The following is a 25222-nucleotide window of genomic DNA, read 5'->3' as shown; positions in this document are numbered from 1 at the left end:
TCCACCGTGCCGAAGATGATCTGTCAGGACAAGTGAAGAGTTCTGGGGTCATCGTTAAGGCTTGCTACAGCTTCCGGTCGCCAGAGCCGATCGCCGAGCAGAGCCAGTGCCGCGGGTAGCAGCACGCCGCGCACGAGCGTCGCGTCGAGCAGGATCGCGAACGCCATGCCGAGCCCGAGCATCTTGTACTCGATCGCCGCGAGGCTCAGGAAGATGCTGAACACGCCGGTCATGATCAGCGCGGCGCTGGTCACGACGCCGGAGCTGCGCGCGGTGCCTTCGACGATCGCCGCCCGCGCGTCACTGCCGGCCCGCCGTCGTTCACGGATCCGGCTGAGGATGAACACGTGGTAGTCCGTGCTCAGTCCGAACAACAGCACGAAGAGGAACATCGGGAGCCAGCCCAGCACGCCGCCGTAGGGCGTGAAACCCAGTAGTGGCGCGAGAAAGCCGTCTTGGAACACGAGCGTGAGCACGCCGTACGCCGCGCCGACCGAGAGCAGGTTGAGCAGGATCGACACCGCCGGCACCGCGACCGACCGGAACACGACGAGCAGCAGCACGAACGCGAGCAGCAGGATGAACCCGAAGACGTACGGCGCTCGCGCGAGCACCTGCGCGGTGAAGTCGTACGCCTCCGCGGTCCGGCCCGCCACGGCGTATCCGACGCCGTCGAGCCGGCCGATGGTCTGGGGCAGCAGAGTTTCCCGCAACTTCGTGAGCGTGCGGCTTGCCGTCTCGTCATTACCGTTGCCGCCCAACGGGATCCGGACGACGAGGGACTGGTCCACCGGGACGATGACAACCGGTTTCGGGGTGCCCGCCGTGAGTTCGCCGATGGCCCGGCGGACGGCCGGCGTGTCGACCGGGTCGCCGTTTTCGTTCCACAGGACGACGTGCGCGGGCATCGTCACGCCGGGAAACGCTTCCTGGACGCGCGCGGCCGCGTCGATCACCGGGATGCTGCGCGGCAGGCTCTCGGTCGGTGCCGGGTCCTGCAGGCGGATCCCGAAGGCGGGCAACGTGAGCAGGATCAGCAACGCGGCCGCGATTCCGCTCCACAGCGCGGGTCGCCGGGTGACGACCCCGGCGACCGCCGCCCAGAACCGCGAGCGCGTCGGGCGGTTGCCGAGCCAGGGGATCCGGCCGCGGTCGACCCGGTGCCCGAGCAGCGAGAGTGTCGCGGGAAGTACTGTCACCGCGGCCAGGACGGCCAGGCCGACGACGAGGATCGTGCTCACCGTAAGGCCGCGGAGGTTGTCGAGGCCGGTGAACAGCAGGCCGGTGACGCACAGCACGACGGTCAGCCCCGACACGACGATCACGTGCCCGGACGTCCGCGCGGCGATCCGGATCGACTCGTCCACGCCGTGGGCGCGTTCTTCTCTGGCCCGGCGCAGGAAGAACAGCGAATAGTCGACGCCGACCGCCATGCCGATGAGGAGCGTCATCGCGGAAGTGGCGCTGTTGACGGGGATCCAGTTGTCCACAAGGGACAGGAAGCCGAAGGTGGCGAACACCGTCGTGCCGGCGAGCAGCACCGGGACCGCGGCCGCGACCAGCGAGCCGAACACGACCAGCAGGATCAGCACGGTGATCGGCAGCGAACGGGTTTCGGAGCGCTTGATGTCCTCTTTGATGCTCTGGTCGACCGCTCCGGACACGCTGAGGTCGCCGGCCTGGGCCAGGTGGACGTCCGGGTGCCGGGCGGCGACCGTCTCGACGGCCGCGGTCGCCTTCGCGAGGTTCGAGCGGATTTCCGTGCCTGTGCCGGTGATCCGGAAGGTGACCAGGCCGGCTTTGCCGTTGGCGGAGACCTGGGCGGGGTCGTCGAGCGGGGAGCGGATGTCCGCGGCCGCGCCGGACGTCGTCAACGTCGTCACCAGGTCGGTGACGGCCGGGGAATCCCGTGGTACCAGGACGTTTTCCCAGAACGGTTCGCGGGTGGACTGGTGGTCGAGGACGGCTTGGCCGGTCCCGGCGTCGCCGGCGGGGCTGGAGCGCGCGTCGGTGCCGGGAGCGAACGTGCCGACGACCCAGGCGAGCGCGACGAGCGCCAGCCAGCCGAAGATCGCCGCGGCGCGGTGGCGCAGCGACCAGTTGGTGACGCGTTCGACCACGGGCGTGCCTGCAGGCAGCATGAACTAAAGTCCTTCCGTGAAGGAGTGATCCGATGAGAGCTCGCCTTCGGGCGAGTGGGTGCTTCTTCTTCCTGGGCCGCCGAGTTGCCGCTCGGCGGTCCAGGGCCTCAGGTCAGTCGACCTCCTTGAGCACGTGTTCGATGGATCGCAGCCGGTCCTGGACGTCCTGCAGCCGCCGTTCGGTTTCCTCCTGCGTCCGGACGGCTTTTTCGGCCAGCGAACGGTATTCGTGCTCGCGCGCGAGTGCGGCCTTGGCGCGCCAGGTCGAGGCCAGCTGCACGATCGCGATCGACAGCACGACGGTGATCAGGACGAAGACCCCGGTCACGCCGATGATCTCCTGCCACTGGTGCCAGTTCATGTCCGTCCCTCCTCGCCGTCCCGCTGGACGGAATCCGGTGTGGTCAGCGTCGGCACGGCGGCCGCGATGGTTTCGGGTGTGAGCACGACGGAGAACGGCGTGAGCTCGTAGAACCGCAGTGTCTTGCCGTCTTCGCCGACCTCGAAGCTGGCCTCGACCAGGCCCGCGGCTTCGAGCTTGCGCAGGTGGACCTGCAGCAGCGCGCGGCTGATCCGCAGCTCGCGCGCGAGCTTGCTGACGTAGGTGCGCTCGGCGCGCAGGGCGGCGACGATCCGCAGCCGGTGCGGGTTGCCGAGGGCACCCAGCTGCCGCAGGAGCTCGTCGCCCGTGGTCCACATGCCAACAAAAGTTAGCAGGTCCTCGGCCGAGGGGGTATCAGGGTGATCCCTGAGGGTTCGGCAACGTCATGAAAGGGTCGTTCAGGTCGTCGGACGCGCTGAAAGAGTCGTTCATGACGTTCGGCCGGGGGAAGCTCAGCGCAGGGCCTTCAGGCGGCGGGTCAACGCCGACGGGTCCAGGTTCGCGCGCGTGCCGGCGTCGTGGCCATCCAAGTAGCCGCTGCCGGACAGGCGCCTTGGCGCGGCCGAACGCAAGCCGCCGTACTCGGAGTCGAACGCGTGCTGCACCAGCTGCGCGCGGTCGCGGACGACCAGCTCGGCCGATCGCTCGCCCGGCGCCGCCGTGCGGACCGCTTCCTGCTCGGCGTTGGACAGCCGCTCGTGCACGGCGCGGGCGAAGCCGTGCAGCCACGTGCGGCGGTAGGCGGCGAGCGACTCGCCCGGGAAGAAGCCGTCCGGCCGGACGCGCGTCAGCTGCGTGCTCGCCTGCAGCAGCAGGCTGGTGAACAGCAGCTCGACCCGGCCGAGGTCGGAGCGGTAGCCGAACACCGTGACGCTGTCGACCTTCTGGCCGAAGCGGTGCAGCAGCGTCCGGCAGCGCAGCGGGTAGGCGACCGAGGTCAGCAGGCTCGCCTTGTCGCGGCTGTAGGGGTCGTTCATCGGGATCTTCAGCGTGCCGATCTCGTCCGAACCGGCCCCGGACGCGGCGAGCATCGCCTGGTCGATCCCGTAGCGCGCGACCAGCTCGGCGGCCTTCTGGTTGTAGGCCTCGGCCTCCGCCTCGGTGACCGCCGGGTCCTCGGCCTTGGCCAGCAGCTTGCGGATGCGCTCGAGCTGCGGGTCTGACTCGGTCATGGGAGGCAGGGTATTCGATCAGGTGTTCGGACGCGCGCACCGGGTGCGCGTGTCGCCCGGCGACACGAGCCCGGTTTCGTACGCCACGACGACCGCCTGCGCCCGGCTCGAAATGCCCAGTTTCGCCATCAGCCGGTTGAGGTGCGTCTTCACCGTCGCCTCGCTGACGCGCAGCTCGGCCGCGATGCCGGCGTTCGTCGCGCCCGTGCCCACGGACCGCAGCACCTCCCGCTCGCGGTCGGTCAGCCGCGGCAACGCCGGTGCGGCGGCGGGCCGGGCCGCGGTGAACGCCTCCACCAGCCGGCGAGTGATCGCCGGGCCGGACAGCATGTCGCCGCGAGCGGCCGCGTGGATGCCCGCGATCAGCGTCTCCGGCGGGCTGTCCTTGAGCAGGAAGCCCGACGCGCCCGCGCGCAACGCCGCGTAGACGTACTCGTCGAGGTCGAACACCGTCAGCATGAGCACGCTGGGCCGCGGCGGCGCCGACGCGAGGATCCGCTCGGTCGCCCGGACGCCGTCCAGTTCGGGTAGCCGGATGTCCATCAAGACGACGTCGGGACGCAGGGCCGCCGCCTTCGAGACGGCCTCGAGCCCGTCACGCGCTTCGCCGACGACGTCGATGCCCGGCACCGCGCCGAGAAGCGCGGCGAACCCGGCGCGGACGAGGTCCTGGTCGTCGACCACCAGCACGCTGGTCACTCGGGCTCCTGCGGTTCGGGCGACGGGCGGCTCGGGTACGGCAGGGTCAGCACGACGGCGAACCCGGCCGGCTCCCGGGGACCGATCTCGATCACGCCACCGTACATCCGGGCGCGTTCGCGCATGCCGACCAGCCCGTGCCCGGCCGGGTTCGGCGTCCCCGCGCGGCCGCCCGAATCGGTCACGCTGAGCACCAGCTGCGAAGTCCCGTATTCAAGGACCAGCGAAGCCGGGGAGCCGGCGTGCTTGAGCACGTTCGTCAGCGCCTCCTGCGCGACGCGGTACGCGCACAGCTGCTGGCCCGGCGGCAACGTCCTCGGCTCGCCGGTGATGCTCACGTCGACCGGGATGCCGGCTTCGCGGACCCGCGCGGCGAGCGCGTCCAGGTCGGCGAGCCCGGGCTGCGGCCGGTACTCCTCGGGCACCTGCCGCGGCGGGCGAAGGACGCTGAGGAGGCGTCGAAGCTCGTCGAGCGCTTCGGTCGTCGTGCCGCTGATCGTGTCCAGCGCCGCCCGCGCGGTGTCCGGCGACGACTCGAAGACGTACCGCGCGAGGTTGGCCTGCACCGAGATCACCGAAAGGTGGTGCGAGACGACGTCGTGCAGCTCGTGCGCGATCCGGACGCGCTCTTCGGCGACGGTTTGCTCGGCGTCCCGCAGGCGGTGGCCGCGCACGTAGGCGGCGCGCCCGATCGCCGCGATCCCGGTGGCGAGCAGCAGCGCCAGGAGCGAGTCGCCGACCGGGGAAACTGGGCTGCCGAACAGCATCGACGTCTCGTAGGCGGCCAGGCCGAGCACGGTCACGACGAGCGCGTCCCGGAACCGGCAGTGCGCCCACACCGTGTAGGCGGCCACGACCACGCTGAGCTGGCCGAGCTGCGACCGGAAGCCGAGGCCGTAGAACAGTCCCATCAGGACGACGCACGCGATCAGCGCCGGGATCGGGAACCGGCGGCGCAGCGCGAGGGGCAGCGCGCTCACGACGGCGAGGACCAGGCCGAGCGGCCGCGCGTGGTCGCCGAAGTGGCCGCCGAGGTCGGTCGCGCCGACGAGCTGGTAGGCCGCGACGACGACCGCGAGCACGGCGTCGGCGAGCCGCGGCCGCGCGCGAAGGAGTCCCGGCACGCTCCGAAGCTACCTGGTCAACCCTGCGTGGTAGCCGGAGCCCGCGGGGTACCGCGAAGGTTTACCCGACACTGCGTCGCCGGTTGCTTCCGTTGCGCGGTCACTGGTCGCTAGCCTCGCTCGGCTCGGTGGAGAGGGGGTCCCAACCCAAGGCAAGGGGGAGGGCTTTGGTGCGCCCTCTTCGCCGGGCTCTCATCCCAGGTACGCGTCGAGCGTGACGGCCAGCGCCGACTCGGGCGACGGCGCAAAGCTCGCTCCGGCCAGGCCGCCCCACAGCCACAGCTGCGCGAGGCCGTGCAGCGCCGCCCACAGGGACGCGGCGACCAGCCGGAGGTCGGCGCCCGACCGCGCGATCCGCGTCGGCACCGCCGCCACCAGCACGGCGAAGGTGTCGAACACCGCGCTCGCCGCCGCGGAGAGCGCCGGGTCGTCCGCATCGACCAGGTCGCGGCGGAACATCAGCTCGAACATCGCCGGGTTGGCCAGCGCGAAGTCGAGGTAGCTGTGGCAGGCGGCGGTCAGCCGCTCCCGTGGCGAGTTCCCCGGCAGCGTTTCGCGGCGGGCGAGCAGGTCGGCGTATCCGCGCGTCGCCACGGCGGACAGCAGTTCGGCGCGGCCGGAGAAGTGCCGCAGCGGGGCGCCGTGCGAAACGCCGGCGGCCTTGGCGATCCCGCGCAGCGTCACCGCGTCGACCCCTTCGCCGGCCAGCAGCTCGGACGCGGTGTCGATCAGGCGTTGCCGGGTGCCCATGCCTCGTCCCGGGTGATGGGGAGCAGGTCCGGGCGCTTCGGGAAGAAGCCGTCGCCGGGCTGGCGGCCGATCATCCGGTTGCGCGTGCGCGTCACGGCGACCGGCAGGACCTCGTGCAGCAGCCAGTGCGCGTCGGCGCGCCAGCCGCCTGGCGTGGCGACGCCGGGCAGCGGATCGAGCCAGGCGGGGTCGTGGCTGACGCCGAGCAGGCCGAGGACGTAGGCGGCGAGCCGGCGGTGGCCGTGCGCGGAGAGGTGGAGCCGGTCGGCGCCGAAGTACCGCGAGTCGGTGACGGCCTGGTCGGGCCAGAGGTCGATGAGCAGCGCGCCGTAGCTGACGGCGGCTTCGCGGATGGCCTCGTTGAGCGCGACGATCCGCGGCCGCATCCGGTGCCCGAGCGGCATCCGGTGGGAGATGTCGCTGAGGGTGAAGGTGACGACGACGGGCGAGATCTCGGTGCAGGCCCGGATGGCGGCGTCGACCCGCCGGGCGACGGTCCGCGCGTCCCACCCGCGGCTCATGACGTCGTTGCCGCCGCCGAAGAGGGCGACGAGGTCGGGTTCGAGGCGCGTGGCGGCGGGGACCTGCTCGGGGACGATCTGGTCGAGCCGCCGCCCGCGGACGGCCAGGTTGGCGTAGCGGAAGCGGGGCTCGTCCTGCGCGAGCCGGGCGGCGACGAAATCGGCCCAGCCCCGGTAGGCGCGCTGGTCCGGGTACGGGTCGTCGAGACCTTCGGCGCAGCTGTCGCCGAGGACGACGAAACGGTGGTGGCTCATCCCGATCTCCGTAACCCGTGGTTCACCTTGTGGACACTGTCTATCAAACTTCTGTAGACGCTGTCTACATCGGGTCGTCACAATCGGGCGGGGCACTCCGTCGTAGAGGTATGACACGCGAATCGGAAGTCAGGCAGCACATCGGCAAGATCGTCGAAGGGCTGCGAGCCAAGGACCTCGACGCGCTCAAGCGGGTCTACGCCGAAGACGTCGTGTCCTTCGACGTCGAGCCGCCGCTGCAGCACGTCGGGATCGACGCGAAGCTGAAGAACTGGGCCAAGGTCTTCACCCTCTTCGAAAAGGTGGACTACGAGCTGCGCGACCTCACCCTCATCCTGAGCGCCGACCTGGCCGTCGGACACGGCTTCGGCCGCGTCAGCGGCACCCTGCGCGACGGGACGGCGGTCGACGGGATGTGGGTCCGCGCCACTTTTGTCCTGCGGAAGCGGGAGAGCGGCTGGGTCATCGTCCACGACCAGGCGTCGGTGCCGTTCGACATGGCGACCGGCCGGGGTGTGACCGACCTCGAGCCCTGATCCGCTCCCGGCTCCTCACCGACGAAGAGTCGGCGGTGCTGAACCGAAGGAGCTGAACAACGCTATGGCGAGCACCAGCCCTTCCCGGGCGACCGGGGCGAGCAGGTGCTCGTCCGGCGCGTGCTGCAGGCACCCCGGGTAGGAGTGCGGCAGCCACAGGGTTGCCAGCCCGAGGATGTCGGTGAAGACGTGGTTGGGCAGGCCGCCGCCGAAGTTGGGCAGGAGCGCGACGGGCTTTCCGGCTTTGGCCAGTGCTTCGCGGGCCCAGGCCACCCACGGGTCTTCGACCGGCGTGCGGCTGGCGCGAAAACTCGCTTCGGTGGTCACCTCGATCATCGGAAACCCTCGCGCGGCAAGGTGTTCCCGGACCGTCGCGGTGACGTCGCCGACGTCGGTGCCCGCGACGTACCGCAGCTGCAGCACCGCGCGGGCGCGGCCGGGGATGGCGTTGACCGGGCGGTCGGCGTTCCCGGCGTCGAGGGCCAGCACCTCCAGGGTGTTCCAGCCGTAGAGCCGCTCGGCGGGGCTCAGCTGCGGGTCGCCCCAGCCCTCGTCCGGTGCGTCGACGACGACGTCGGCCAGCGCTTCGCGGACGGACTCCGGCAGTTCCGGTGGCAGCAGGGCGGGCACCTGGATCCGGCCGTGGCCGTCGACCAGGCCGGCGATCGCGCCGGCGAGCGTCGTCGCCGGGTTGCGCAGGATGCCGCCCCAGTTGCCGGAGTGGTAGCTGTCCGGGCGCAGGTCGGCGTCCAGGGTGATGCGGACGCCGCCGCGCGCGCCGAGGAACAGCGTCGGCGTGGCCGCGTCGAGGCGCGGGCCGTCGGAGGCGATGAGGACGTCGGCTTCCAGGAGCTCCTTTTGCCGCGCGGCGAACGCGTCGAGACCGGGTGAGCCGATCTCTTCGCCGGTCTCGAAGAGGAACTTCAGGTTGAAGCCGAGCTGGCCTTTCGCCTCGAGGAGCAGGCGCAGCGCCGTGAGGTTGACCAGGTGCTGGCCCTTGTTGTCGGCGGTGCCGCGGCCGTACCAGCGGTCGCCGTCCGCGGTCAGCGTCCACGGGTCGCGGCCTTCGCTCCACCGCCCGGCTTCCCCGACGACGTCGGCGTGGCCGTAGCAGAGCAGCGTCGGCAGGTCCGGCGATTCGACGCGGACGCCGACCAGGAACGGGCCGCCCGCCGGGTCCGGGTTGGGGTGCTGGGTGACGTCGCAGCCGAGGCCGGTCAACGCGGGGGTCAGGACTTCGTCGAGGTACGCCTGGATCGTTTTTCGGCCTTCGGGGGCGTCGCTGACCGTCGGGTAGGCGACCAGCCGGGCGAGTTCGGCGAAGAAGGCGCCGGAGTCGACGTGGGCGCGGGCCTGGTCGAGCAGTTCCATGCCCGCCAGCGTAGAGAAGGGAAACAATACGAACGGTCGTGCTACATTCGGCGGCATGAACGTCGACAGCGTTTACGTGGGGGAACCGAGCGTCCTGGGGTACCGGCGGGAGGTGCCGGTGCTGAGCGGGATCACGAAGGCGCAGGTCACGGTGCCGGAGCTGAAGCTGACCGAGCTGAACCTCGACGGCGACCGGCAGGCCGACCTCACCGTGCACGGCGGCCCCGACAAGGCGGTCTACGTCTACCCGGCCGAGCACTACGCGGCCTGGCGCGAGGACGGCTTCGAGGTGTCGACGGCCGACTTCGGTGAGAACATCTCGCTGTCCGGCGTCACCGAGGACGACGTGCGGATCGGGGACGTCTGGGCCTGGGGTGACGCGCTCGTGCAGGTCTCGCAGCCGCGGTCGCCGTGCTACAAGCTCGCGATGAAGACCGGCCGCAAGGACATCACCCCGGCGATGATCGACTCCCTGCGCTCCGGCTGGTACCTGCGCGTGCTGCGGCCGGGCACCGTGCCGACGTCCGGTGCGGTCGAGCTGGTCGAGCGCGCGGACGCACCGACGATCGCCGAGGTGTACGTCATCTCGTTCGCGAACTACGGGCAGCTGCCGCCGGAGCGCATCGGGGCGGCGCTGGACTTCGCCGACCGTGTGCTGGCGACGCCGGGGCTGGCGGTGTCCTGGAGCGCGGGCATCCAGTCCACTGTGGACCGTTGGCGGGCGCGGCGTGCCGGCTGACGGCAGGCTCGCCCGCGGCGACGCGACCCGGCGCCTGGTGCTGCGCCGGGCGGTGGACGTCGCGTCGGTCGACGGCCTGGAGGGACTGTCCCTCGGCCGGCTGGCCACCGAGCTGGAGCTGAGCAAGAGCGGCGTGTTCGCGCTGTTCGGCTCCAAGGAGGAGCTGCAGCTCGCCACGGTCGAAGCCGCGCTGGAGATCTTCCGCTCGTACGTCGTGACGCCTGCCGCGGCGGTGGAGCCGGGCGTGCCGCGGCTGCGGGCGATCTGCGAGAACTGGCTGGACTACTCGGAAAAGCGCGTGTTCCCCGGCGGGTGTTTCTTCTTCAACGTCGGCGCGGAGGTCGACGCCCGCCCGGGCCGGGTCCACGACGCGGTGGCGGCGGCGAGCGGCTCGTTCGCGGCGTTCATCCGCGAGACGGCCGTCGAAGCCGTCGCCCTCGGTCACTTGACCGGGGACGCGGAGGTCCTGGCGTTCGAGCTGCACGCGCTGGGCCGCGCGGCCAACGCGGACGCGGTGCTCAACGGCGGCACCCAGGCGTACGCCCTGGCCAGGCGAGCCATCGGCGCAAGACTGTCGTGAGTGAGAAACAGTGTCAGAACACTGTTTCTCACTCACGACCGCTTACTTCCAGTCGACCTGCGGGCTGCGGTAGAAGTCGATGCCCTGGGTCACCCAGCGCGGCGCCTGCTTGGCCAGCCGCACGCGGTAGGCGTCCCAGTTGTGCGTCGACTTCGGGGACCAGCCGATCTCCGCGATGCCCGGCAGGCGCGGGAACGCCATGTACTCGATGTCGTTGCTGGTCCGGATCGTCTCCGTCCACAGCGGCGCCTCGACGCCCGCGACCTGCTTCTCGCCGACCCCGGTCACCAGCGAGGCCGGGTCCCAGTTGTACCCGTCGCGAACCTCGACCAGCGCGGCCCAATCCTGGCCCAGCGGGGTGTCGGGGTTGTACTTCATGTCCAAGTACGCGTAGTTCGCCGGTGACATCAGGATCTTGTTGCCGCGCGCCGCGGCGGCCGCGACGGACTCGTTGTCCCCGCCGAAGTCCCAGTACTGCGGGACGGCCGACACCGGCAGCGTGGACTTCGCGATCTCGTGCCAGCCGGTGACCTTCTTGCCGTACTTGGCGACGATCGGCTGCACCTTCTGCTGGAAGGTCAGGTAGTCCGCGGGCGGCGTCGCGTGGGCCTCGTCGCCGCCGATGTGCAGGTACTGGCCCGGCGTGATGGCCGCCAGCTCGCGCACGACGTCGTCGACGAACTGGTACGTGATCGGCGACGAGATGCACAGCGAGCTGTAGCCGACCTCGGTGTCCGTGCGCACCGGGACGGCCTTGCCGTCGCAGTTCAGCTCCGCGTACGTCGACTGCGCCGCGTTCGTGTGGCCCGGCATGTCGATCTCCGGGATCACCGTGATGTGCCGCGAAGCCGCGTACGCGACGATGTCCTTGTACTGCTTCTGCGTGTAGTAGCCGCCCGGGTCGCCGTACGCGGCGGTCTGGCCGCCGACGGTCGCGAGCTTCGGCCAGCTCTTGATCTCGATGCGCCAGCCCTGGTCGTCGGCCAGGTGCAGGTGCAGGGTGTTGATCTTGTACTGGGCGATCTGGTCGATGTACAGCTTGACCTGGTCCGGCTGGAAGAAGTGCCGCGCGACGTCGAGCATCGCGCCGCGCTCGCCGAAGCGCGGGTAGTCGAGGATCGTGCCGCCGGCGACCGTCCACGTCCGGTGCTGGACGCGCTTCGCGTCGATCGCGGACGGCAGCAGCTGCCGCAGCGACTGGACGCCCTCGAAGAGCCCGTCGGCGGTGTTGGCTTTCAGCGAGACGCCGTCGCGGGCGACCTCGAGTTCGTAACCCTCGGTACCGATGCGGGAGTCGTGCCCGAGCTGCAGCGAGATCGCGGGCAGGCCCCACGACCGCGGCACGACGGGCAGCGGGTAGCCGGTGGCCGGGCGGAGCAGGCCGCGCAGGTAGTCCGCGACCTGGCCGGCGCCGCGGTCGGCGCTGATCACGGTGAACGGCGTCAGCTTGAAGGCGCCCCGCGGATCGGCTTTCGCCGAGACGGGCGCCGGGACGACGTCGGTCACGCTGCGTTCCGGAGTGGCCGGGGCGGCCACCGCCGAAGCGGGCAAGCCGACTGCCGTAAGACTCACGATCGCCGCGGTCGAGACGGCTCTGGACAAGCGCATCAGGGCACCTCCGGTCGGGGAACTCCCTCACAAAGGTACAGACCAGCCGGAGCATTTGGAACAGCTCTTAACGAAGGGCGGCCCGGATCGCGTCGAGCACGCTCGGGTCCTCGATGGTGGAGGGCACGGCTTCGTCGCGGCCGTCGGCGATCGCGCGCATGGTCTTGCGCAGGATCTTCCCGGACCGCGTCTTCGGCAAGGCGTCCACAATGGACACGTCGCGGAACGCGGCGACCGGCCCGATGTCCCGGCGGACCAGGGCCACCAGCTCGTCGCGCAGCTTGTCCTCGGCGATGTCCGCACCCGCCTTGAGCACGACGAACCCCAGCGGCAGCTGGCCCTTGAGCTGGTCGGCGACCCCGATGACGGCGCACTCGGCGACGGCCGGGTGCGAAGCCAGCACGGCCTCCATCGACCCGGTCGACAGCCGGTGCCCGGCGACGTTGATGACGTCGTCGGTGCGGCCCATGACGAACAGGTAGCCGTCTTCGTCGAGGTAGCCGGAGTCGCCGGTCAGGTAGTGGCCGTCGTAGCGGGAAAGGTAGGCCTCGCGGTAGCGCTCGTCGTCACCCCACAGCGTCGGCAGCGAGCCCGGCGGCAGCGGCAGCTTCACCGTGATGGCGCCTTCGCGCCCGGCCGGTAGCTCCTCGCCGGCCTGGTCGAGGATCCGGACGTCCCAGCCGGGGACGGGCTTGGTCGCCGAGCCCGGCTTGACGTCCATCGGCTCCACGCCGCGGAGGTTGGCGGCGATCGGCCAGCCGGTCTCGGTCTGCCACCAGTGGTCGATGACCGGGGTACCGAGCTTCTCGTGCGCCCAGTGGTAGGTCTCCGGGTCGAGCCGCTCGCCGGCCATGAACAGCGTCTTGAACGCCGCGAGGTCGTACTTCTCCAGCTCACGCGCGTCCGGGTCGAGCTTCTTGATCGCCCGCAGCGCGGTCGGCGCGGTGAACAGCGCCTGGACGCCGTGCTCGGCGATGACCCGCCAGAACGCGCCCGCGTCCGGCGTCCCGACCGGTTTGCCCTCGTAGAGCACGGTCGTCGCGCCGACCAGCAAGGGCGCGTACACGATGTAGGAATGCCCGACGACCCAGCCGACGTCGGACGCCGTCCACCAGATGTCGCCGGCGTGGACGTCGTAGACCGCGTCCATCGAGTAGGCGAGCGCGACCGCGTAGCCGCCGGTGTCGCGGACGACGCCCTTCGGCTTACCGGTGGTTCCGGACGTGTAGAGGATGTAGAGCGGGTCGGTGGCCGCGACCGGCACCGGCTCGGCGGGGGTGGCGTTCGCGGACAGCTCGCGCCAGTCGAGATCGCGGCCGGTCAGCCGCACCGGGGCCTGCTCGCGCTGCAGCACGACGACGTGGTCCGGCTGGTGCCCGGTCATTTCGAGGGCGGCGTCGATGATCGGCTTGTACTCGACGACCCGCGTCGGCTCGATACCGCAGGACGCCGCCAGGATCACCTTGGGTTTCGCGTCCTCGATCCGCGCGGCCAGCTCCTTCGGCGCGAACCCGCCGAAGACCACCGAGTGCACCGCGCCGATCCGCGCGCAGGCCAGCATCGCGATCGCGGCTTCGGGCACCATCGGCAGGTAGACGATGACGCGGTCACCCTTCGTGACCCCCAGGGAGCTGAGCGCACCGGCGAACCGCGCGACCGTGTCGCGCAGCTCCTCGTAGGAGTAAGTGCGTTTCCGTCCGGTCACGGGAGAGTCCCAGATCAGCGCCGCCTGACCGCCGCGACCGGCCTCGACGTGCCGGTCGAGCGCGTTGTACGACGTGTTCAGCTCGGCGTCCGGGAACCACCGGTAGAAGGGCGGGCGGGAGTCGTCCAGCGCCCGCTCCGGAGGCTTCGTCCAGCTGATCGACCTGGCCGCGGCCAGCCAGAACGCCTCCGGATCGGCCAGGCTGTGCCGGTAGGCCTCGGAGTACGCGCCCATGCCCCGCTCCTTCGCGTCGAACGTCCGCCGGTCCCCATCATGGCGCGGGAGCGGCGGCCCCGCCGGATTCCGGGCACGCTGAAGACCCGGCAACCTCACGGCGCCCGGCTGCGTCCTAAGCTGGACCGCGAGGAAACGCGGCTCGACGGTAAAAAGAGAACACGGACAGTGAGGGGAGCCCGGCGGTGAACGGACTCGCGAGCGCGTTGCTCTCGCTAGCCCATGCCTTGTTCGGCCCGGGCTTCTGCCCCGGCGAATGGGTCTGGGCCACGAGTGCGGCCGGCGCGCTCGTCGCACTGCTGCCGCCGATCGGCGCCCTGGCCGTGTCGATCATCCGGAAGGGCACGGGCAACCGCTACGACGTCACGACGTTGTCGGTGTTCGGCGCGATCGGCCTGTTCAGCACGCTGGTGCTGCCGTGGCTGCTCTCCAACGGCGTGTCGGGCGTCTTCCGCGCGGCGTGGGCGGGCGAGGAGAGCGGGCTGACCAGCAAGGAGTGGTCGACGCTCAACAGCCCCGGCGGTTGCTGGGTGGACAACCAGCGGAACTACCTCGGCGGCGGCCAGTCCGTCTACGACGTGCTGTTCTCCCGCAACGGCAGCGACATCCCGTTCTTCGTCTACCTGCTGGCCTTCGTCGTGCTGGGGGCCGGGTCGCTGCTGTTCGTCATGCTCCAGGGCCGCACCGCCTTCCGCCGCGGGCCGAAGTGGCCGTCGCGGTTCTTCTGGATCCCGTTCGCCGCGATGCTCCTGTTCAGCGTCGGCATGGAGGCCAACACCGCGCTGCACTTCTGGCTGGGCTTCCTGCCGTTCAGCGTGCTGGGCCTGATCCCGGTCGCGATGGTCGGGCCGCCGCCGTGGTCGGTCATCAACCGGCCGGACGCGCCGCCGCGCCGCGACCAGGAGCCGCCGGGGCCGCCGCCGTCGCAGGTCCAGCCGCGCCCGACCCCGCCGCCGCCCCCGCCTCCCGTCAACCGGCCGTATCCCCAGACGGCGCTGGCGTCCGCGCCCGAGCCCCCGCCGATGGCCGGCGCGCTGGCCGCGGCGCCCGGCCCGATCCCGCCGCCGCCCGGCTCGCGCAACGCCGGCGGCAGCCGCTACCGGCGCGTCAAGCAGCTCGGCGCGGGGGGCTTCGGCACGGTCTGGCAGGCCGTCGACACCCAGCTCAACCGCACGGTCGCGCTGAAGATCGCGCACGCGCCGGACCGCGACACCGCCGAGCGCATGCAGCGCGAGGCCCGCGCGCTGGCCGTGGTCAGCCACCCCAACTGCGTCAAGGTGTACGACCTGGCCGAGGAGCCGGACGGGCTCGCGCTGGTGATGGAGTACCTCGAGGGCCGTCCGCTGGCCGAGCTGGTCGACGGCCAGGGCCCGCTCGACGACGTCGCGGCCGGGCGCCTGTGGGCGACGATGGCCGGCGCTTTGGCGGCGGCGCACGACAAGGGCGTCCTGCACCGCGACATCAAGCCGTCGAACGTCATCCTCGACCCGAGCGGCCTGGCCCACCTGATCGACTTCGGCATCGCCCGCAGCCAGGGCGACTCGAAGATGACGGCGACCGGCATGATGATCGGCACCCCGGACTTCGTGGCCCCGGAGCAGGCGATGGGCGCGACGGCGTCCCCGGCGTCGGACGCGTGGCAGCTGGCGGCGACGATCAGCTACGCGCTGTCGGGCCAGCCTCCGCGCGGCACCCGCGAGACGCCGATGGCGGCGCTGATGGCGGCGGCTCGGGCCGAACCGGTGTCGCGGCTGCCCCAGCGCAGCGCGCACGCGCGGTTGCTGGCGGCTTCGCTGGACCCGGAGCCTCGGCGCCGTCCGACGTTGAACGCGGTGCGCCGCGAGGTCGAAGGCTGGCTTTCGCGGGCCGGCAAGTCGGCCGACGGCCCGGTCACCCGGGTCGTGCCGCGCCAGCCGGGGAACCAGCTGCCCCGCCGCTAGCCGGGCTTCACGGCCTCGAAAATCAGGATCTCCTTCGGGCGGTGCTGCACTTCGACCCGCTCGAAGCCCGCCTTTTCGAGCCGGGCCGGGAACGTCGCCGCGTCGAGGACGTTCATCGTGTCGCCGATGTGCAGCAGCCGGAAGCGGAGGTTGAGCTGGCCGTCGCTGCCGCAGTACGTGCCGCCCGGGCGCAGGACCCGCGCGGCCTCGGCGAAGATCGCGTCCTGGAGCTGCTCGGTCGGCACGTGGTGCAGCATCGTGAAGCAGACGACGGCCGAGAACCGGCGGTCTTCGAAGGGCATCTCGGCGCCGCTGCCCTCGACGACCTCGGCGCGGTCGCCGTACTTCGCCCGCAGCAGCTCGCTCGACGCGGGGTCGATCTCCAGCACCGTCAGCTTCGGGACGGCGTCGAGCAGCACCTTCGTGGTGGCGCCGAACCCGGGCCCGATCTCGAGCACGTCGTCACCCAGGTCGCGCTCCTTCAGCCACGGCGTCAGGCGTTCCTCGACGGTGGCCGCCCACTTCTCCGAGCTGCAGATCTTGCGGTGGATCCGGTTCATCGGCATGCGTTCGACGTTAGGGCGCCCTATCGGTGACCGATAGCCGATAGCCTGCCAACCGATGTCGCGAAACAGTCAACCTGGCGCCATGCTCCTCGGCGAGGTCGACCTGCCCGCCGGCACCTGGTTCCCCTGGCACGAGCACCCGGTGCACCAGCTGGTCTGGTCGGCCCGCGGGGTCGTCGCGGTCAAGGCGGGCGACGCGGGCTGGGTCCTCCCGCCGACCCGGGCGCTGTGGATCCCGGCGGGTGTCCAGCACCGCACGGGCGCGCTCGGCCGGGCGGCCCTGCGCGGCATCTACGCCGACCCCGCGCTGTCCCCGGTGTCGTGGCCGGCGCCCCGGATGGTGGCCGTCCGCCCGCTGCTGCGCGAGCTTCTGGAGTACCTGACCGGCGACGGCGTGGCCCCGGCGGCCCGGCTGCGGGCCGAGGCGGTGGCGTTCGACCTGCTGGAGCCCCTGGACGTGGTCCCGATCGCGGTGCCGTCCCCGGCCGACCCGCGAGCCCGCGACGTCGAGACGGCGGTGCTGGCGAACCCGGCGGACCCGCGAAGCCTGGCGGAGTTCGGGCGGGACGTCGGAGCGGCGGAGCGGACGCTGGCGCGCATCTTCGTCCGCGAGTGCCGGATGCCGTTCGGGACGTGGCGCACGCAGGTGCGGCTGCGGGCGTCGCTGCCGTTGCTGGCTCAGGGCGCGCCGCTGGAGGCGGTGGCCCACCGGGTGGGGTACAGCTCGGCGAGCGCGTTCGTCGCCGCGTTCCGGCGGGCTGTCGGGGTCACCCCGGGGGCGTACTTCGCGGGCTGAGCTACCGCCAGGACGGCAGCCAGCGTTCGGCCTCCCACTGGCCCGTGGTGATCGCGACGCCGTTCAGGATCGGCCACAGCCAGGCGAAGTTGGCCACCACCAGGCCCACGTACAGCGACACCACGAGCAGACCGGTCCCACGTCTCTCGAACCCGCGCCGGGCGCTGCCCAGGATCTGGCCCAGGCACAACGTCAACCCCAGCACGAGGAACGCCGCCAGCGGGGTCGCGTAGAAGAAGTACATCTGCCGGTCGATGTTGGTGAACCAGAAGACGTACCCGCCGAGGTAGCCCACCAGCACGGCCGCGTAGCGCCAGTCCGCGCGGAAGATCGAGCGCCACACCGACCAGCCCAGCATCGGGATCGCCAGCCACCACATCGCCGGCGTGCCGACCAGCATCGTCGCGCTGACGCAGCGGGACTCGCCGCAGCCGGTGACTTCGCCGTCGTAGCTGTAGAGCATCGGACGCAGCCCCATCGGCCACGTCCACGGCTTCGACTCCCAGGGGTGCGGGTTGTCCTTGGGCGTGACCAGCGTTTCGTGGAAGTGCAGGACGTTGCCGGTGTAGTCGACGAGCGAACGCAGCGACGCCGGCACCCACGACCAGAAGCCCGGCGCGATGTCCTTGATCTCGGTGTAGTGCCGGTCGGTCGCCGTCTCGCTCGCGAACCACGCCCAGTACGCGCCGAGGTACATCAGGAACGGGATGAGCAGGATCGCCCACAGCGCGGGCAGCACGTCCCGGCGGATCGTGCCCAGCCACGGCCGTTCGACGCCGGCCGCGCGGCGTGCCGCGACGTCGAAGAACACGCACAGCAGCCCGAACGCGACGATGTAGTACAGCGCCGACCACTTGACGCCGAAGGTGAGCCCGATCATCAGGCCGGTCGCGAACCGCCACCAGCGGAAGCCCAGCTTGGGGCCCCACACGGACTCGTTGACCCAGCCTTCGCGGACCGCTGTCGCGAGCCGGGTGCGCACTTGGTCGCGGTCCACCAGCAGGCAGGCGAACGCGGCGAGCACGAACAGCGCGATGAAGATGTCGAGCATGCCCATGCGCGACTGCAGGTGCAGCACGCCGTCGCTGATCACGAGGATGCCGGCGATGCCGCCGAGCAGTGTCGAGCGGGTCAGGCGGCGGGCGATGCGGACGACCAGCAGCACCATCAGCGTGCCGGCCAGCGCGGGCATGATCCGCCAGCCCCAGCCGTTGTAGCCGAACAGCCACTCGCCGATCGCGATCAGCTGCTTCGCCAGCGGCGGGTGGACGACCAGCTCGTAGCCGTAGTTGTCTTCGTAGCCGCCGTTGCGCAGCATCTGCCACGCCTGCGGCACGTAGTGCTTCTCGTCGAAGACCGGGCTGCCCTTGTCCGTCGGCACGCCGAGGTTCTGCAGCCGGACGATGCCGCCGATCACCGTCAGCACGAGGGTGACGACCCAGCCGCGCAGCCGGTCGTCCGGCATGCCGCGGCCGAGCAGGGTCACTTCGCGGTCGGTCGGCGGCCGGAGCGCCTCGACCGGGTCCGGCCGGACGCTTTCGTCGTCGGGACGGGTCAGCACGGCGGTCACGGGGCGATCCTACGGGCGAGGCAGGGCGTGCGTCGTCCGGATCCGCTGATCAGCCTAGGCTGGGCGGGTGAGTTCACCGGTTCCTCCCGGCCGCCTGGTGCTGGCGGCGACCCCGCTCGGCGACGTCCGCGACGCCTCGCCCCGCCTGGCGGAAGCGCTGGCGGAAGCCGACGTCATCGCGGCCGAGGACACCCGACGGCTGCGTGGCTTGACGACGGCGCTGGGGGTGACCCCGCGCGGCCGGGTGGTGAGCTTCTACGAAGACGTCGAGACGGCGCGCCTGCCCAAGTTGCTCGAATCGTTACGCGCGGGCGAGACGGTGGTGCTCGTGACGGACGCCGGTATGCCCAGTGTGTCCGATCCGGGGTTCCGGCTGGTTTCGGCTTGTGTTGCTTCGGACTTGCCGGTGACCTGTCTTCCGGGCCCGTCCGCGGTGACGACCGCGCTCGCTTTGTCCGGTTTGCCGTGTGACCGGTTTTGCTTCGAGGGCTTCGCGCCGCGTAAGCCCGGGGAGCGTTCTCGCTGGCTTTCGTCGTTGCGTGACGAGCCTCGGACGGTCGTGGTCTTCGAGTCCCCGCACCGGTTGGCGTCGTTGCTCGCGGACGCGGTTTCGGTGCTGGGCCCGGATCGGCAGGCCGCGGTGTGCCGTGAGCTGACGAAGACGTATGAAGAGGTGAAGCGGGGGTCGCTTTCGGACTTGGCTTCGTGGGCTTCGGAGGGCGTTCGCGGGGAAATCACCGTGGTGCTGTCCGGGGCGGAGCCGCGGGAGGTGTCGGTGGCGGACCTGGTTTCGGAGGTCGCGGACCGGGTCTCGGCCGGCGAGCGGTTGAAGACCGCGGCGGCGGAGGTCGCCGAGGCCGCTGGAGTGTCCAAAAAGGAGCTTTACGACGCGGTGCTCGCGGCGCGGAAGTCCTGAACCTCAGGTGAGCAGGGCCGTCACCGCGGCGTGCGCCTTCTCCGCGTCAGGCGCATCCCCGGTGATGACGTCCGTGTAGACGAACGACTCGCCGATCCGCACCAGCAGGTAGGCCAGATCCGGCACGGGCAACGGCGCCACCAACCGCTCGGCCGCGACTTCGGCTGCCAGCAGTGACTCCAGCGCAGCGGTAGTGCGCTGCTGGCAAACGCTTGCGCGGGTGGTCAGCAGCCGCAGGGCCCGTTCCGGCTCGCGCCGCAGGAAGTCCCGGAACGGTGGTGACTCGTTCGCGACCCGGACGTACCCGCTCACGAAGTCGGCGACTCCGGAAGCACCCCGGCCGGCGCAAGACGGCAACAGCCGGGCGATCGACGCCGACGACAGCGACCACAGGATCTCGCCCAGCAGCCTGTCGCGGGACCCCACCCGGCGGTGCAGCGTGGCCCGGCTGATCGACCGCGACTCCGCCAGTTCGCCCATGTCCACCCGTCGCCCGGACAGGAACCACTCGCGCGCCAGTTCGAACTCGTGAGACATATGTCAGAATGTCTCACATCAACCACCGGGAGGACAGCAGATGCGCGCAGTGCAGGTGACCGAGTTCGGCGGACCCGAGGTGCTCACGCCGGTCGAGCTGCCCGATCCCGTGGCCGGCCCCGGCGAGGTCCTCATCGACGTCGACCGCATCGGCGTCAACTACGCCGACACCCACCAGGCCGAGAACTCCTACCTCGCGCCGTCGAAGCTCCCGCTGGTCCCCGGCGGTGAAGTGGTCGGAACCAGCGACGGCCAGCGCGTCGTCGCCCTGCTGAACGGCGGTGGTGGGTACGCCGAGAAGGCCGTCGCGCCCGAGGCGACCACCTTCCCCGTGCCCGACGGCATCGACGACCTCACCGCGCTGTCCATGCTGGTCCAGGGCGCGACCGCCTGGGTGCTCCTGCGCAAGAACGCCCACCTGGCCGAAGGCGAGTCCGTCGTCGTGCACGCCGCCGCCGGCGGGGTCGGGACCATCGCCGTGCAGCTCGCCAAGGCCTGGGGCGCCGGCCGCGTCATCGCCACCGCCAGCAGCGAGGAGAAGCGCGCCCTCGCCCTCGAACTGGGTGCCGACGTCGCGGTCGACTCGCGCGCGGAGGACATGACCGAGGCGCTCCTCGACGCCAACGGCCGCCGCGTCGACGTCGTGCTCGACATGGTCGGCGGGAAGACCACCGACCAGAGCATCGCCGCGCTGGCGCCGTTCGGCCGGCTCGCGTTCTACGGCATGGCCGGGCGCGAGCAGCCGAAGCCGGTCGACCTGCGCAACGTCCTCGGCCACAGCACGACGATCAGCGGCATGTGGCTGCCGCACGTCTTCCGCCTGCCCGGCAACGTCTTCGGCACCGCCCTCACCGAGCTGTTCGGCCTGGTCCTCGAAGGCAAGCTCAAGGCGATCCCGGGCGGCGAGTTCGCGCTCTCGGACGCGCGCGGCGCGCACGAGGCCCTGCGCTCGCGCAAGACCGTCGGCAAGCTACTGCTCGACCCCGGCAAGTAGGCGTTCCAGGGGCGCCGCCTTGTGGAGGCACTCCTGCCACTCCGCCTCCGGGTCCGAATCCGCCGTGATGCCGCCGCCCACGCCCAGCTCGATCCGGCCGGCGTGGAGTTCGAACGTCCGGATCGCGACGTTCAGCTCCAGGCCCGCCGCCGGCGACACCAGCCCGATCGCGCCCGTGTAGACCCCGCGCCCGCAGGGTTCCAGCGAAGCGATCAGGTCCAGCGCGCGGATCTTCGGCGCGCCCGTCACCGAGCCGGGCGGGAAGGTCGCCTCCAGCAGGGAAGCGTCCGAAACCGAGGGACGCAGCACGCCGGTCACCGTCGAGTCCAGGTGCCAGACCCCCGGCGCCGGGCGGACCTGCAGCAGCGACGGCACCGCCACCGTCCCCACCTCGCACACCCGGCCCAGGTCGTTACGCACCAGGTCGGTGATCATCACGTTCTCGGCGACGTCCTTTGTGGACTGCCGCAGCAGCCGCGCGTTCCCGTCGTCGTGCGGTCCGCGCCGGGGGAGCGTCCCCTTGATCGGCGTCGACCGCACCGCGCGGCCGTGGCGCGCGAGGAACAGCTCCGGCGAGAACGAAACCACCGACCCCCACTGGCCCGCGACGAAGGCCGCGCGGCGGGGAGCCAGCGAAGACACGCCGGCGGCGAACAACGCCGCGGGCGATCCCGAGAACGTCCCGGTGAACCGGCTGCAGACGTTCGCCTGGAACAGCTCCCCGGCCTCGATCGCGTGCACGCACGCCTTCACCGCGTCCCGGTGCTCCGACGGCAACGGACGCCGCAGCGGGCCGGCGGTCCACGAAAGATCCGGGACAGCGGAAGCCAGCAGCGATTCCATTGTGGACACCGAGGGACCGCCGTCGTCGAGTGACTCCAGGTAGCAGGTGCCCGACGAAGACCACCGCAGCACGTGGTCCGCCCAGCCCCACGCGGACGCCGGCAGCGCACCGCGACGGCCCGACGGATCCGCCGAGTCGTACGACAGGTACCCGAACCAGCCGCCGCCGACCACGCCCGGCGGCGCGGGCACCGGCGACGCCGGCGGCAGCTCACCGGGGGAGACGGCGAGCGAGGGCGCGAGCACCGCCCGGGCGCCGAACCACTCGCCGGAGAGCATCGCGGGCGGCGGCAGCCCGCGGGAGGCGTTGTGGTGAGCGAGTACCGAGAAAGCGCGCGCGGGCGTGACCTTCGTCCGGAGTGGCCTGCTCGTCACGCGCATGGCGCCATATCACCACACGTCAGAGCAGCAAGTCGCCCAATGTGAACGGGTACACGACGGCGTTCTGCTCCACCGGCCCCTCGACCCCCGGCACGTCCGGCGCGCACGCGTGCTGGTGCACGCCGAGCCGCGAATGGAACCAGCCCGCCCGCCCCGGGATGCCGTTGTGCCGGATCAGCCACAGCACCACCTCGGAGTCGGCCCAGCGGTCCGGGTGCAGCCGGTGCTGCCAGCAGTCGTAGTCGGCGTAGACCAGCACCCGCTCGATGCGCGCCGCGTGCCGGACGTGCTTGATCCAGGCCTTGATGAACCGGTCGTCGACGCTCGGCGCCGCCACCTCCAGCGCCGGCGCCAGCGAGCCGGGCGCGAACGCGCCGAGCTTGCTCGCCGTCCGCACGAAGTGGTCGGCCTGGTCGTGCACCGCGCCCGGCCGCGCGTAGTGGCGGCCGCCGACGTGCAGCCCGGCCTCCTGCGCCCCGGCCAGGTTGCGTTCCGCGGCGGAGCTGCTCCAGTTGACGTTCTCGGTGATCGTCACCGACACGAACCGGGTCTGCGCGCCGCGCACGGCCTGCCAGTCGGCCACGCGCTCGCGATGCGACAGCGAGATGCCGAGTTCGGCTTCCGGCTCCGTCACAGTCCGCCCCCGGCGCGTAGATGAAGAGCACACCATACGTCGCCGGGAGCGGACCCGCAGTCAGCAACACCGGGTTGATCAGGCCTTTGATCAGGTGTTGTCCTTTTGGAACGTCCGGTTGCCCCACCACACGGACAACACCGCCATCACCAGCACCACGACGCTGCCGGTGAACAAGGCGTCCATGGTGAAGTCACCGCGGAAGGAACCGCGCTCGACGTCCACCACGTGCCGGAACGGGTTGATCTGCGAGACCGTGTACAGCCATTTCGGCGCGACGCCCTCCGTGATCGGCAGCAGGATGCCGGAAAGCAACAGCAGCGGGATGAGCACCGCGTTGAGCAGGGCGGGGAACGTCTCCTCGCTCTTCAAGGTCAGCGCCAGCGCGTACGAGCACGACGCCAGCGACACCGCCAGCAGGAACACGATCACCAGGCTCAGCAGCACGCCGCCGACCGGGGCGTCGAGGTCGAACACCAGGTACGCCAGCGCGATGATCACCACGGCCTGGACGACGGCCTGCAGCGCGCTGGCCAGCACCTTGCCCAGCAGCAACGCCCCGCGGCTGACCGGCGTCACCCGGAACCGCTCGACCACGCCGGAGCGGTAGTCGGCCAGCAGCCCGAACCCGACGAACGAGCTGCCGAACAGCGCCAGCTGGGCGATCAGCCCGGGGGTGAGCAGCATCCAGCCGTCCACTTCGGACCGGCCCTGGGCCTGCATCGCCTTGACCATCAGGGGACCGAAGAGGAACAGGTACAGCAGCGGCTGCATGATCCCGATCATGACCCAGGTCGGGTTGCGCAGCGCCGCCATCATGTCGCGGCGGAAGATCAGCCAGGTGTCACGCGGCACGGGTGCCCTCCTCGGCTTCGCGCAGGGAGCGCCCGGTCAGCGTCAGGAAGACGTCGTCGAGCGTCGGCCGGTGGACCTGCACCGACCGCATCGGGATGCTCTTCGCGTCGAGCGCCCGCAGCAGCTCCGGCAGCGCGACGTCACCGCGCGGCACGCGGAAGCGCACCTCGCCGCCGGCCGCGGACAGCTCGTGCGCGCCCGCCAGCCGTCCCGCGATCTCCGCGGCGTCCGCGCCCTGCTCCGGGTCGACGCCCACCTCGACGCGATCGCCGTTGACCTGTGCCTTCAGCGCGTCCGGGGTGCCCTCGGCGACGATCCGGCCGTCGTCGATGACGATCAGCCGATCGGACAGCGAGTCCGCTTCGTCGAGGTAGTGCGTCGTCAAGAAGACCGTGACGCCCTGTTCGGCGCGCAGCCGGCGGATGTGCTCCCACAGGTTGGCGCGGCTCTGCGGGTCGAGCCCGGTCGACGGCTCGTCGAGGAACACCAGGCCCGGCGAGTGGATCAGCCCGAGCGCGATGTCGAGCCGCCGCCGCTGCCCGCCCGACAGCGTCTTGGTGAGCCGCTGGTCCAGCCCGGTCAGATCGAGCTGCTCGGCGAGCTCGGCACCGCGCGCGATCGCGTCGGCCTTGCTCATCCGGTAGAGCCGTCCCTGCAGCTCGAGCTCGTCGGCGACCTTGGTCTCCGGCGAGGTGCCGCCGCCTTGGGCGACGTAGCCGATCCGCTGGCGGACCCCCAGCGGGTCGGTCAGCAGGTCGCGGCCGCCGACGGTCGCGGTGCCCGCGGTCGGTTTCAGCAGCGTGGTCAGCATGCGCAGCGTGGTCGTCTTCCCAGCGCCGTTGGGCCCGAGGAAACCGACCAGCTCGCCCGCTTCGACGTCGAGGTCGACGCCCTTCACCGCGTGGACTTCGCCCCCAGTGCGGCCCTTGCGGCGGAACCGCCGCTCGAGACCGCGTGCCGTGATCATGAGAACCCCTCTCGAAGTAGTAGTCAATCTTGACTAGTTGAGGCGCACAACTGTGCCTCAGAAGGGCGCGCTAGTCAAACTTGATTACTCGACGGCTTCGTCCGGTGGCTGCCCGGTGAACCTTTCCGCCCGGAACGCCGACTGTGTCGGTGACGCGCATGACGTGAGGCAGGGCGACACAGTGAGCGAGGAACGGGGCAACGGGACCTGACCCGGCGTCATGAAAGGGTCGTTCATGTCGTCCGACTTGAATCCACCGATGTGAATTCGGGTGATCTTGCTTTAGGTTTGTTGATCTTGCTGTGGGGTGTGGGCGTGCTGGACCGTGCTGGCCGCTCCAGCGTGTCCACATGTTCTCCGGTCGTCGGGACGGGGTCTCAGCGGGTCGGTGGTGGCCCGGCGGTGG

25 protein-coding genes are annotated in these 25222 nt (G+C 71.1%); 7 read left to right on the top strand and 18 right to left on the bottom strand.

What is annotated here, in order from left to right; all coding sequences use genetic code 11:
* Positions 1-23: 23 nt before the first annotated feature.
* From AB0N03_RS12750 to AB0N03_RS12715, 8 genes are all read right to left on the bottom strand, one after another.
* On the bottom strand, positions 24-2141 hold the full coding sequence (locus AB0N03_RS12750) for an MMPL family transporter (RefSeq protein WP_364369738.1): 2118 nt from the start codon (positions 2139-2141) through the stop codon (positions 24-26).
* 112 nt (positions 2142-2253) lie between these two features.
* A complete protein-coding gene (locus AB0N03_RS12745) occupies positions 2254-2502 on the bottom strand; it encodes a hypothetical protein (RefSeq protein WP_364369735.1) in 249 nt (82 codons plus the stop codon).
* Positions 2499-2840 carry a winged helix-turn-helix domain-containing protein gene (locus tag AB0N03_RS12740; RefSeq protein WP_364369732.1) on the bottom strand — a complete coding sequence of 114 codons (342 nt, stop codon included), beginning with the start codon at positions 2838-2840 and terminating at the stop codon, positions 2499-2501. The genes AB0N03_RS12745 and AB0N03_RS12740 overlap by 4 nt, the downstream gene beginning before the upstream one ends.
* 135 nt (positions 2841-2975) lie before the next feature.
* On the bottom strand, positions 2976-3695 hold the full coding sequence (locus AB0N03_RS12735) for a DUF2786 domain-containing protein (RefSeq protein WP_364369730.1): 720 nt from the start codon (positions 3693-3695) through the stop codon (positions 2976-2978).
* An 18-nt stretch (positions 3696-3713) separates the two neighbouring features.
* Positions 3714-4394, bottom strand: a complete 681-nt coding sequence (locus AB0N03_RS12730) for a response regulator transcription factor (protein WP_364369727.1) — start codon at positions 4392-4394, stop codon at positions 3714-3716.
* Positions 4391-5518, bottom strand: a complete 1128-nt coding sequence (locus tag AB0N03_RS12725) for a sensor histidine kinase (RefSeq protein ID WP_364369724.1) — start codon at positions 5516-5518, stop codon at positions 4391-4393. The genes AB0N03_RS12730 and AB0N03_RS12725 overlap by 4 nt, the downstream gene beginning before the upstream one ends.
* Before the next feature lie 192 nt (positions 5519-5710).
* Positions 5711-6268 (bottom strand): TetR/AcrR family transcriptional regulator, encoded by a 558-nt coding sequence (locus AB0N03_RS12720; RefSeq protein ID WP_364369721.1) that lies wholly within the window; start codon positions 6266-6268, stop codon positions 5711-5713.
* Entirely contained in the window at positions 6247-7044 is a 798-nt protein-coding gene (locus AB0N03_RS12715) for an SGNH/GDSL hydrolase family protein (RefSeq protein ID WP_364369718.1), read from the bottom strand. Before AB0N03_RS12715 ends, AB0N03_RS12720 begins: the two co-directional genes overlap by 22 nt.
* Positions 7045-7154: 110 nt before the next feature.
* Between AB0N03_RS12715 and AB0N03_RS12710 the strand changes: the two genes are divergently transcribed.
* On the top strand, positions 7155-7580 hold the full coding sequence (locus AB0N03_RS12710) for a nuclear transport factor 2 family protein (RefSeq protein ID WP_364369715.1): 426 nt from the start codon (positions 7155-7157) through the stop codon (positions 7578-7580).
* Positions 7581-7595: 15 nt separating this feature from the next.
* Here AB0N03_RS12710 and AB0N03_RS12705 read toward each other — a convergent pair whose 3' ends face one another.
* Positions 7596-8951, bottom strand: a complete 1356-nt coding sequence (locus tag AB0N03_RS12705) for a M20 family metallopeptidase (protein ID WP_364369713.1) — start codon at positions 8949-8951, stop codon at positions 7596-7598.
* A 55-nt stretch (positions 8952-9006) separates the two neighbouring features.
* Between AB0N03_RS12705 and AB0N03_RS12700 the strand changes: the two genes are divergently transcribed.
* Both AB0N03_RS12700 and AB0N03_RS12695 read left to right on the top strand, forming a co-directional pair.
* Positions 9007-9690 (top strand): MOSC domain-containing protein, encoded by a 684-nt coding sequence (locus AB0N03_RS12700; RefSeq protein WP_364369710.1) that lies wholly within the window; start codon positions 9007-9009, stop codon positions 9688-9690.
* On the top strand, positions 9680-10270 hold the full coding sequence (locus AB0N03_RS12695) for a TetR/AcrR family transcriptional regulator (RefSeq protein ID WP_364369707.1): 591 nt from the start codon (positions 9680-9682) through the stop codon (positions 10268-10270). Before AB0N03_RS12700 ends, AB0N03_RS12695 begins: the two co-directional genes overlap by 11 nt.
* 42 nt (positions 10271-10312) lie before the next feature.
* Here the strand turns inward: AB0N03_RS12695 and AB0N03_RS12690 are convergent, their stop codons facing one another.
* On the bottom strand, positions 10313-11878 hold the full coding sequence (locus AB0N03_RS12690) for a beta-N-acetylhexosaminidase (protein ID WP_364369704.1): 1566 nt from the start codon (positions 11876-11878) through the stop codon (positions 10313-10315).
* Between the two features lie 67 nt (positions 11879-11945).
* The gene (locus AB0N03_RS12685) at positions 11946-13817 is read right to left on the bottom strand and encodes a propionyl-CoA synthetase (RefSeq protein ID WP_364369701.1); all 1872 of its coding nucleotides are present in this window, start codon (positions 13815-13817) and stop codon (positions 11946-11948) included.
* A 185-nt stretch (positions 13818-14002) separates the two neighbouring features.
* On the opposite strand from AB0N03_RS12685, the gene AB0N03_RS12680 reads away from it, so the two are divergent.
* Entirely contained in the window at positions 14003-15757 is a 1755-nt protein-coding gene (locus AB0N03_RS12680; RefSeq protein WP_364369698.1) for a serine/threonine-protein kinase, read from the top strand.
* Here AB0N03_RS12680 and AB0N03_RS12675 read toward each other — a convergent pair.
* The gene (locus tag AB0N03_RS12675; RefSeq protein WP_364369695.1) at positions 15754-16323 is read right to left on the bottom strand and encodes a class I SAM-dependent methyltransferase; all 570 of its coding nucleotides are present in this window, start codon (positions 16321-16323) and stop codon (positions 15754-15756) included. The genes AB0N03_RS12680 and AB0N03_RS12675 overlap by 4 nt on opposite strands.
* 82 nt (positions 16324-16405) lie before the next feature.
* Between AB0N03_RS12675 and AB0N03_RS12670 the strand changes: the two genes are divergently transcribed.
* Entirely contained in the window at positions 16406-17119 is a 714-nt protein-coding gene (locus AB0N03_RS12670; RefSeq protein ID WP_364369692.1) for a helix-turn-helix transcriptional regulator, read from the top strand.
* A gap of 1 nt (position 17120) precedes the next feature.
* Here AB0N03_RS12670 and AB0N03_RS12665 read toward each other — a convergent pair whose 3' ends face one another.
* The gene (locus tag AB0N03_RS12665) at positions 17121-18689 is read right to left on the bottom strand and encodes a phospholipid carrier-dependent glycosyltransferase (RefSeq protein WP_364369689.1); all 1569 of its coding nucleotides are present in this window, start codon (positions 18687-18689) and stop codon (positions 17121-17123) included.
* 67 nt (positions 18690-18756) lie between these two features.
* Here AB0N03_RS12665 and rsmI point away from each other — a divergent pair, with 67 nt between their 5' ends.
* Positions 18757-19605 carry a 16S rRNA (cytidine(1402)-2'-O)-methyltransferase gene (rsmI, locus tag AB0N03_RS12660; protein ID WP_364369686.1) on the top strand — a complete coding sequence of 283 codons (849 nt, stop codon included), beginning with the start codon at positions 18757-18759 and terminating at the stop codon, positions 19603-19605.
* A gap of 3 nt (positions 19606-19608) precedes the next feature.
* Here the strand turns inward: rsmI and AB0N03_RS12655 are convergent, their stop codons facing one another.
* On the bottom strand, positions 19609-20142 hold the full coding sequence (locus AB0N03_RS12655) for a QsdR family transcriptional regulator (RefSeq protein WP_364369683.1): 534 nt from the start codon (positions 20140-20142) through the stop codon (positions 19609-19611).
* 40 nt (positions 20143-20182) lie between these two features.
* Here AB0N03_RS12655 and AB0N03_RS12650 point away from each other — a divergent pair, with 40 nt between their 5' ends.
* Positions 20183-21136: an NADPH:quinone oxidoreductase family protein gene (locus AB0N03_RS12650; RefSeq protein ID WP_364369681.1), complete on the top strand. Its 954-nt coding sequence runs from the start codon at positions 20183-20185 to the stop codon at positions 21134-21136.
* On the opposite strand, the gene AB0N03_RS12645 is transcribed toward AB0N03_RS12650, so the two are convergent.
* From AB0N03_RS12645 to AB0N03_RS12630, 4 genes are all read right to left on the bottom strand, one after another.
* Positions 21113-22360, bottom strand: coding sequence for an aminodeoxychorismate synthase component I (locus AB0N03_RS12645; RefSeq protein ID WP_364369679.1), 1248 nt, complete (start codon positions 22358-22360; stop codon positions 21113-21115). The two genes, AB0N03_RS12650 and AB0N03_RS12645, sit on opposite strands and share 24 nt — an antisense overlap.
* 19 nt (positions 22361-22379) lie before the next feature.
* Entirely contained in the window at positions 22380-22994 is a 615-nt protein-coding gene (locus tag AB0N03_RS12640) for a GH25 family lysozyme (protein WP_364369677.1), read from the bottom strand.
* A gap of 90 nt (positions 22995-23084) precedes the next feature.
* Positions 23085-23849 (bottom strand): ABC transporter permease, encoded by a 765-nt coding sequence (locus AB0N03_RS12635; RefSeq protein ID WP_364369674.1) that lies wholly within the window; start codon positions 23847-23849, stop codon positions 23085-23087.
* On the bottom strand, positions 23839-24816 hold the full coding sequence (locus AB0N03_RS12630; protein ID WP_364369671.1) for an ATP-binding cassette domain-containing protein: 978 nt from the start codon (positions 24814-24816) through the stop codon (positions 23839-23841). Before AB0N03_RS12630 ends, AB0N03_RS12635 begins: the two co-directional genes overlap by 11 nt.
* Positions 24817-25222 lie beyond the last annotated feature (406 nt).

Origin of the sequence: Amycolatopsis sp. NPDC051061, from assembly GCF_040682935.1 — a bacterium.
Classification (GTDB): Bacteria; Actinomycetota; Actinomycetes; order Mycobacteriales; family Pseudonocardiaceae; genus Amycolatopsis.
Note: the sequence above shows the minus strand (reverse complement) of the source record. Positions and strands in the feature narration are given on the sequence as shown.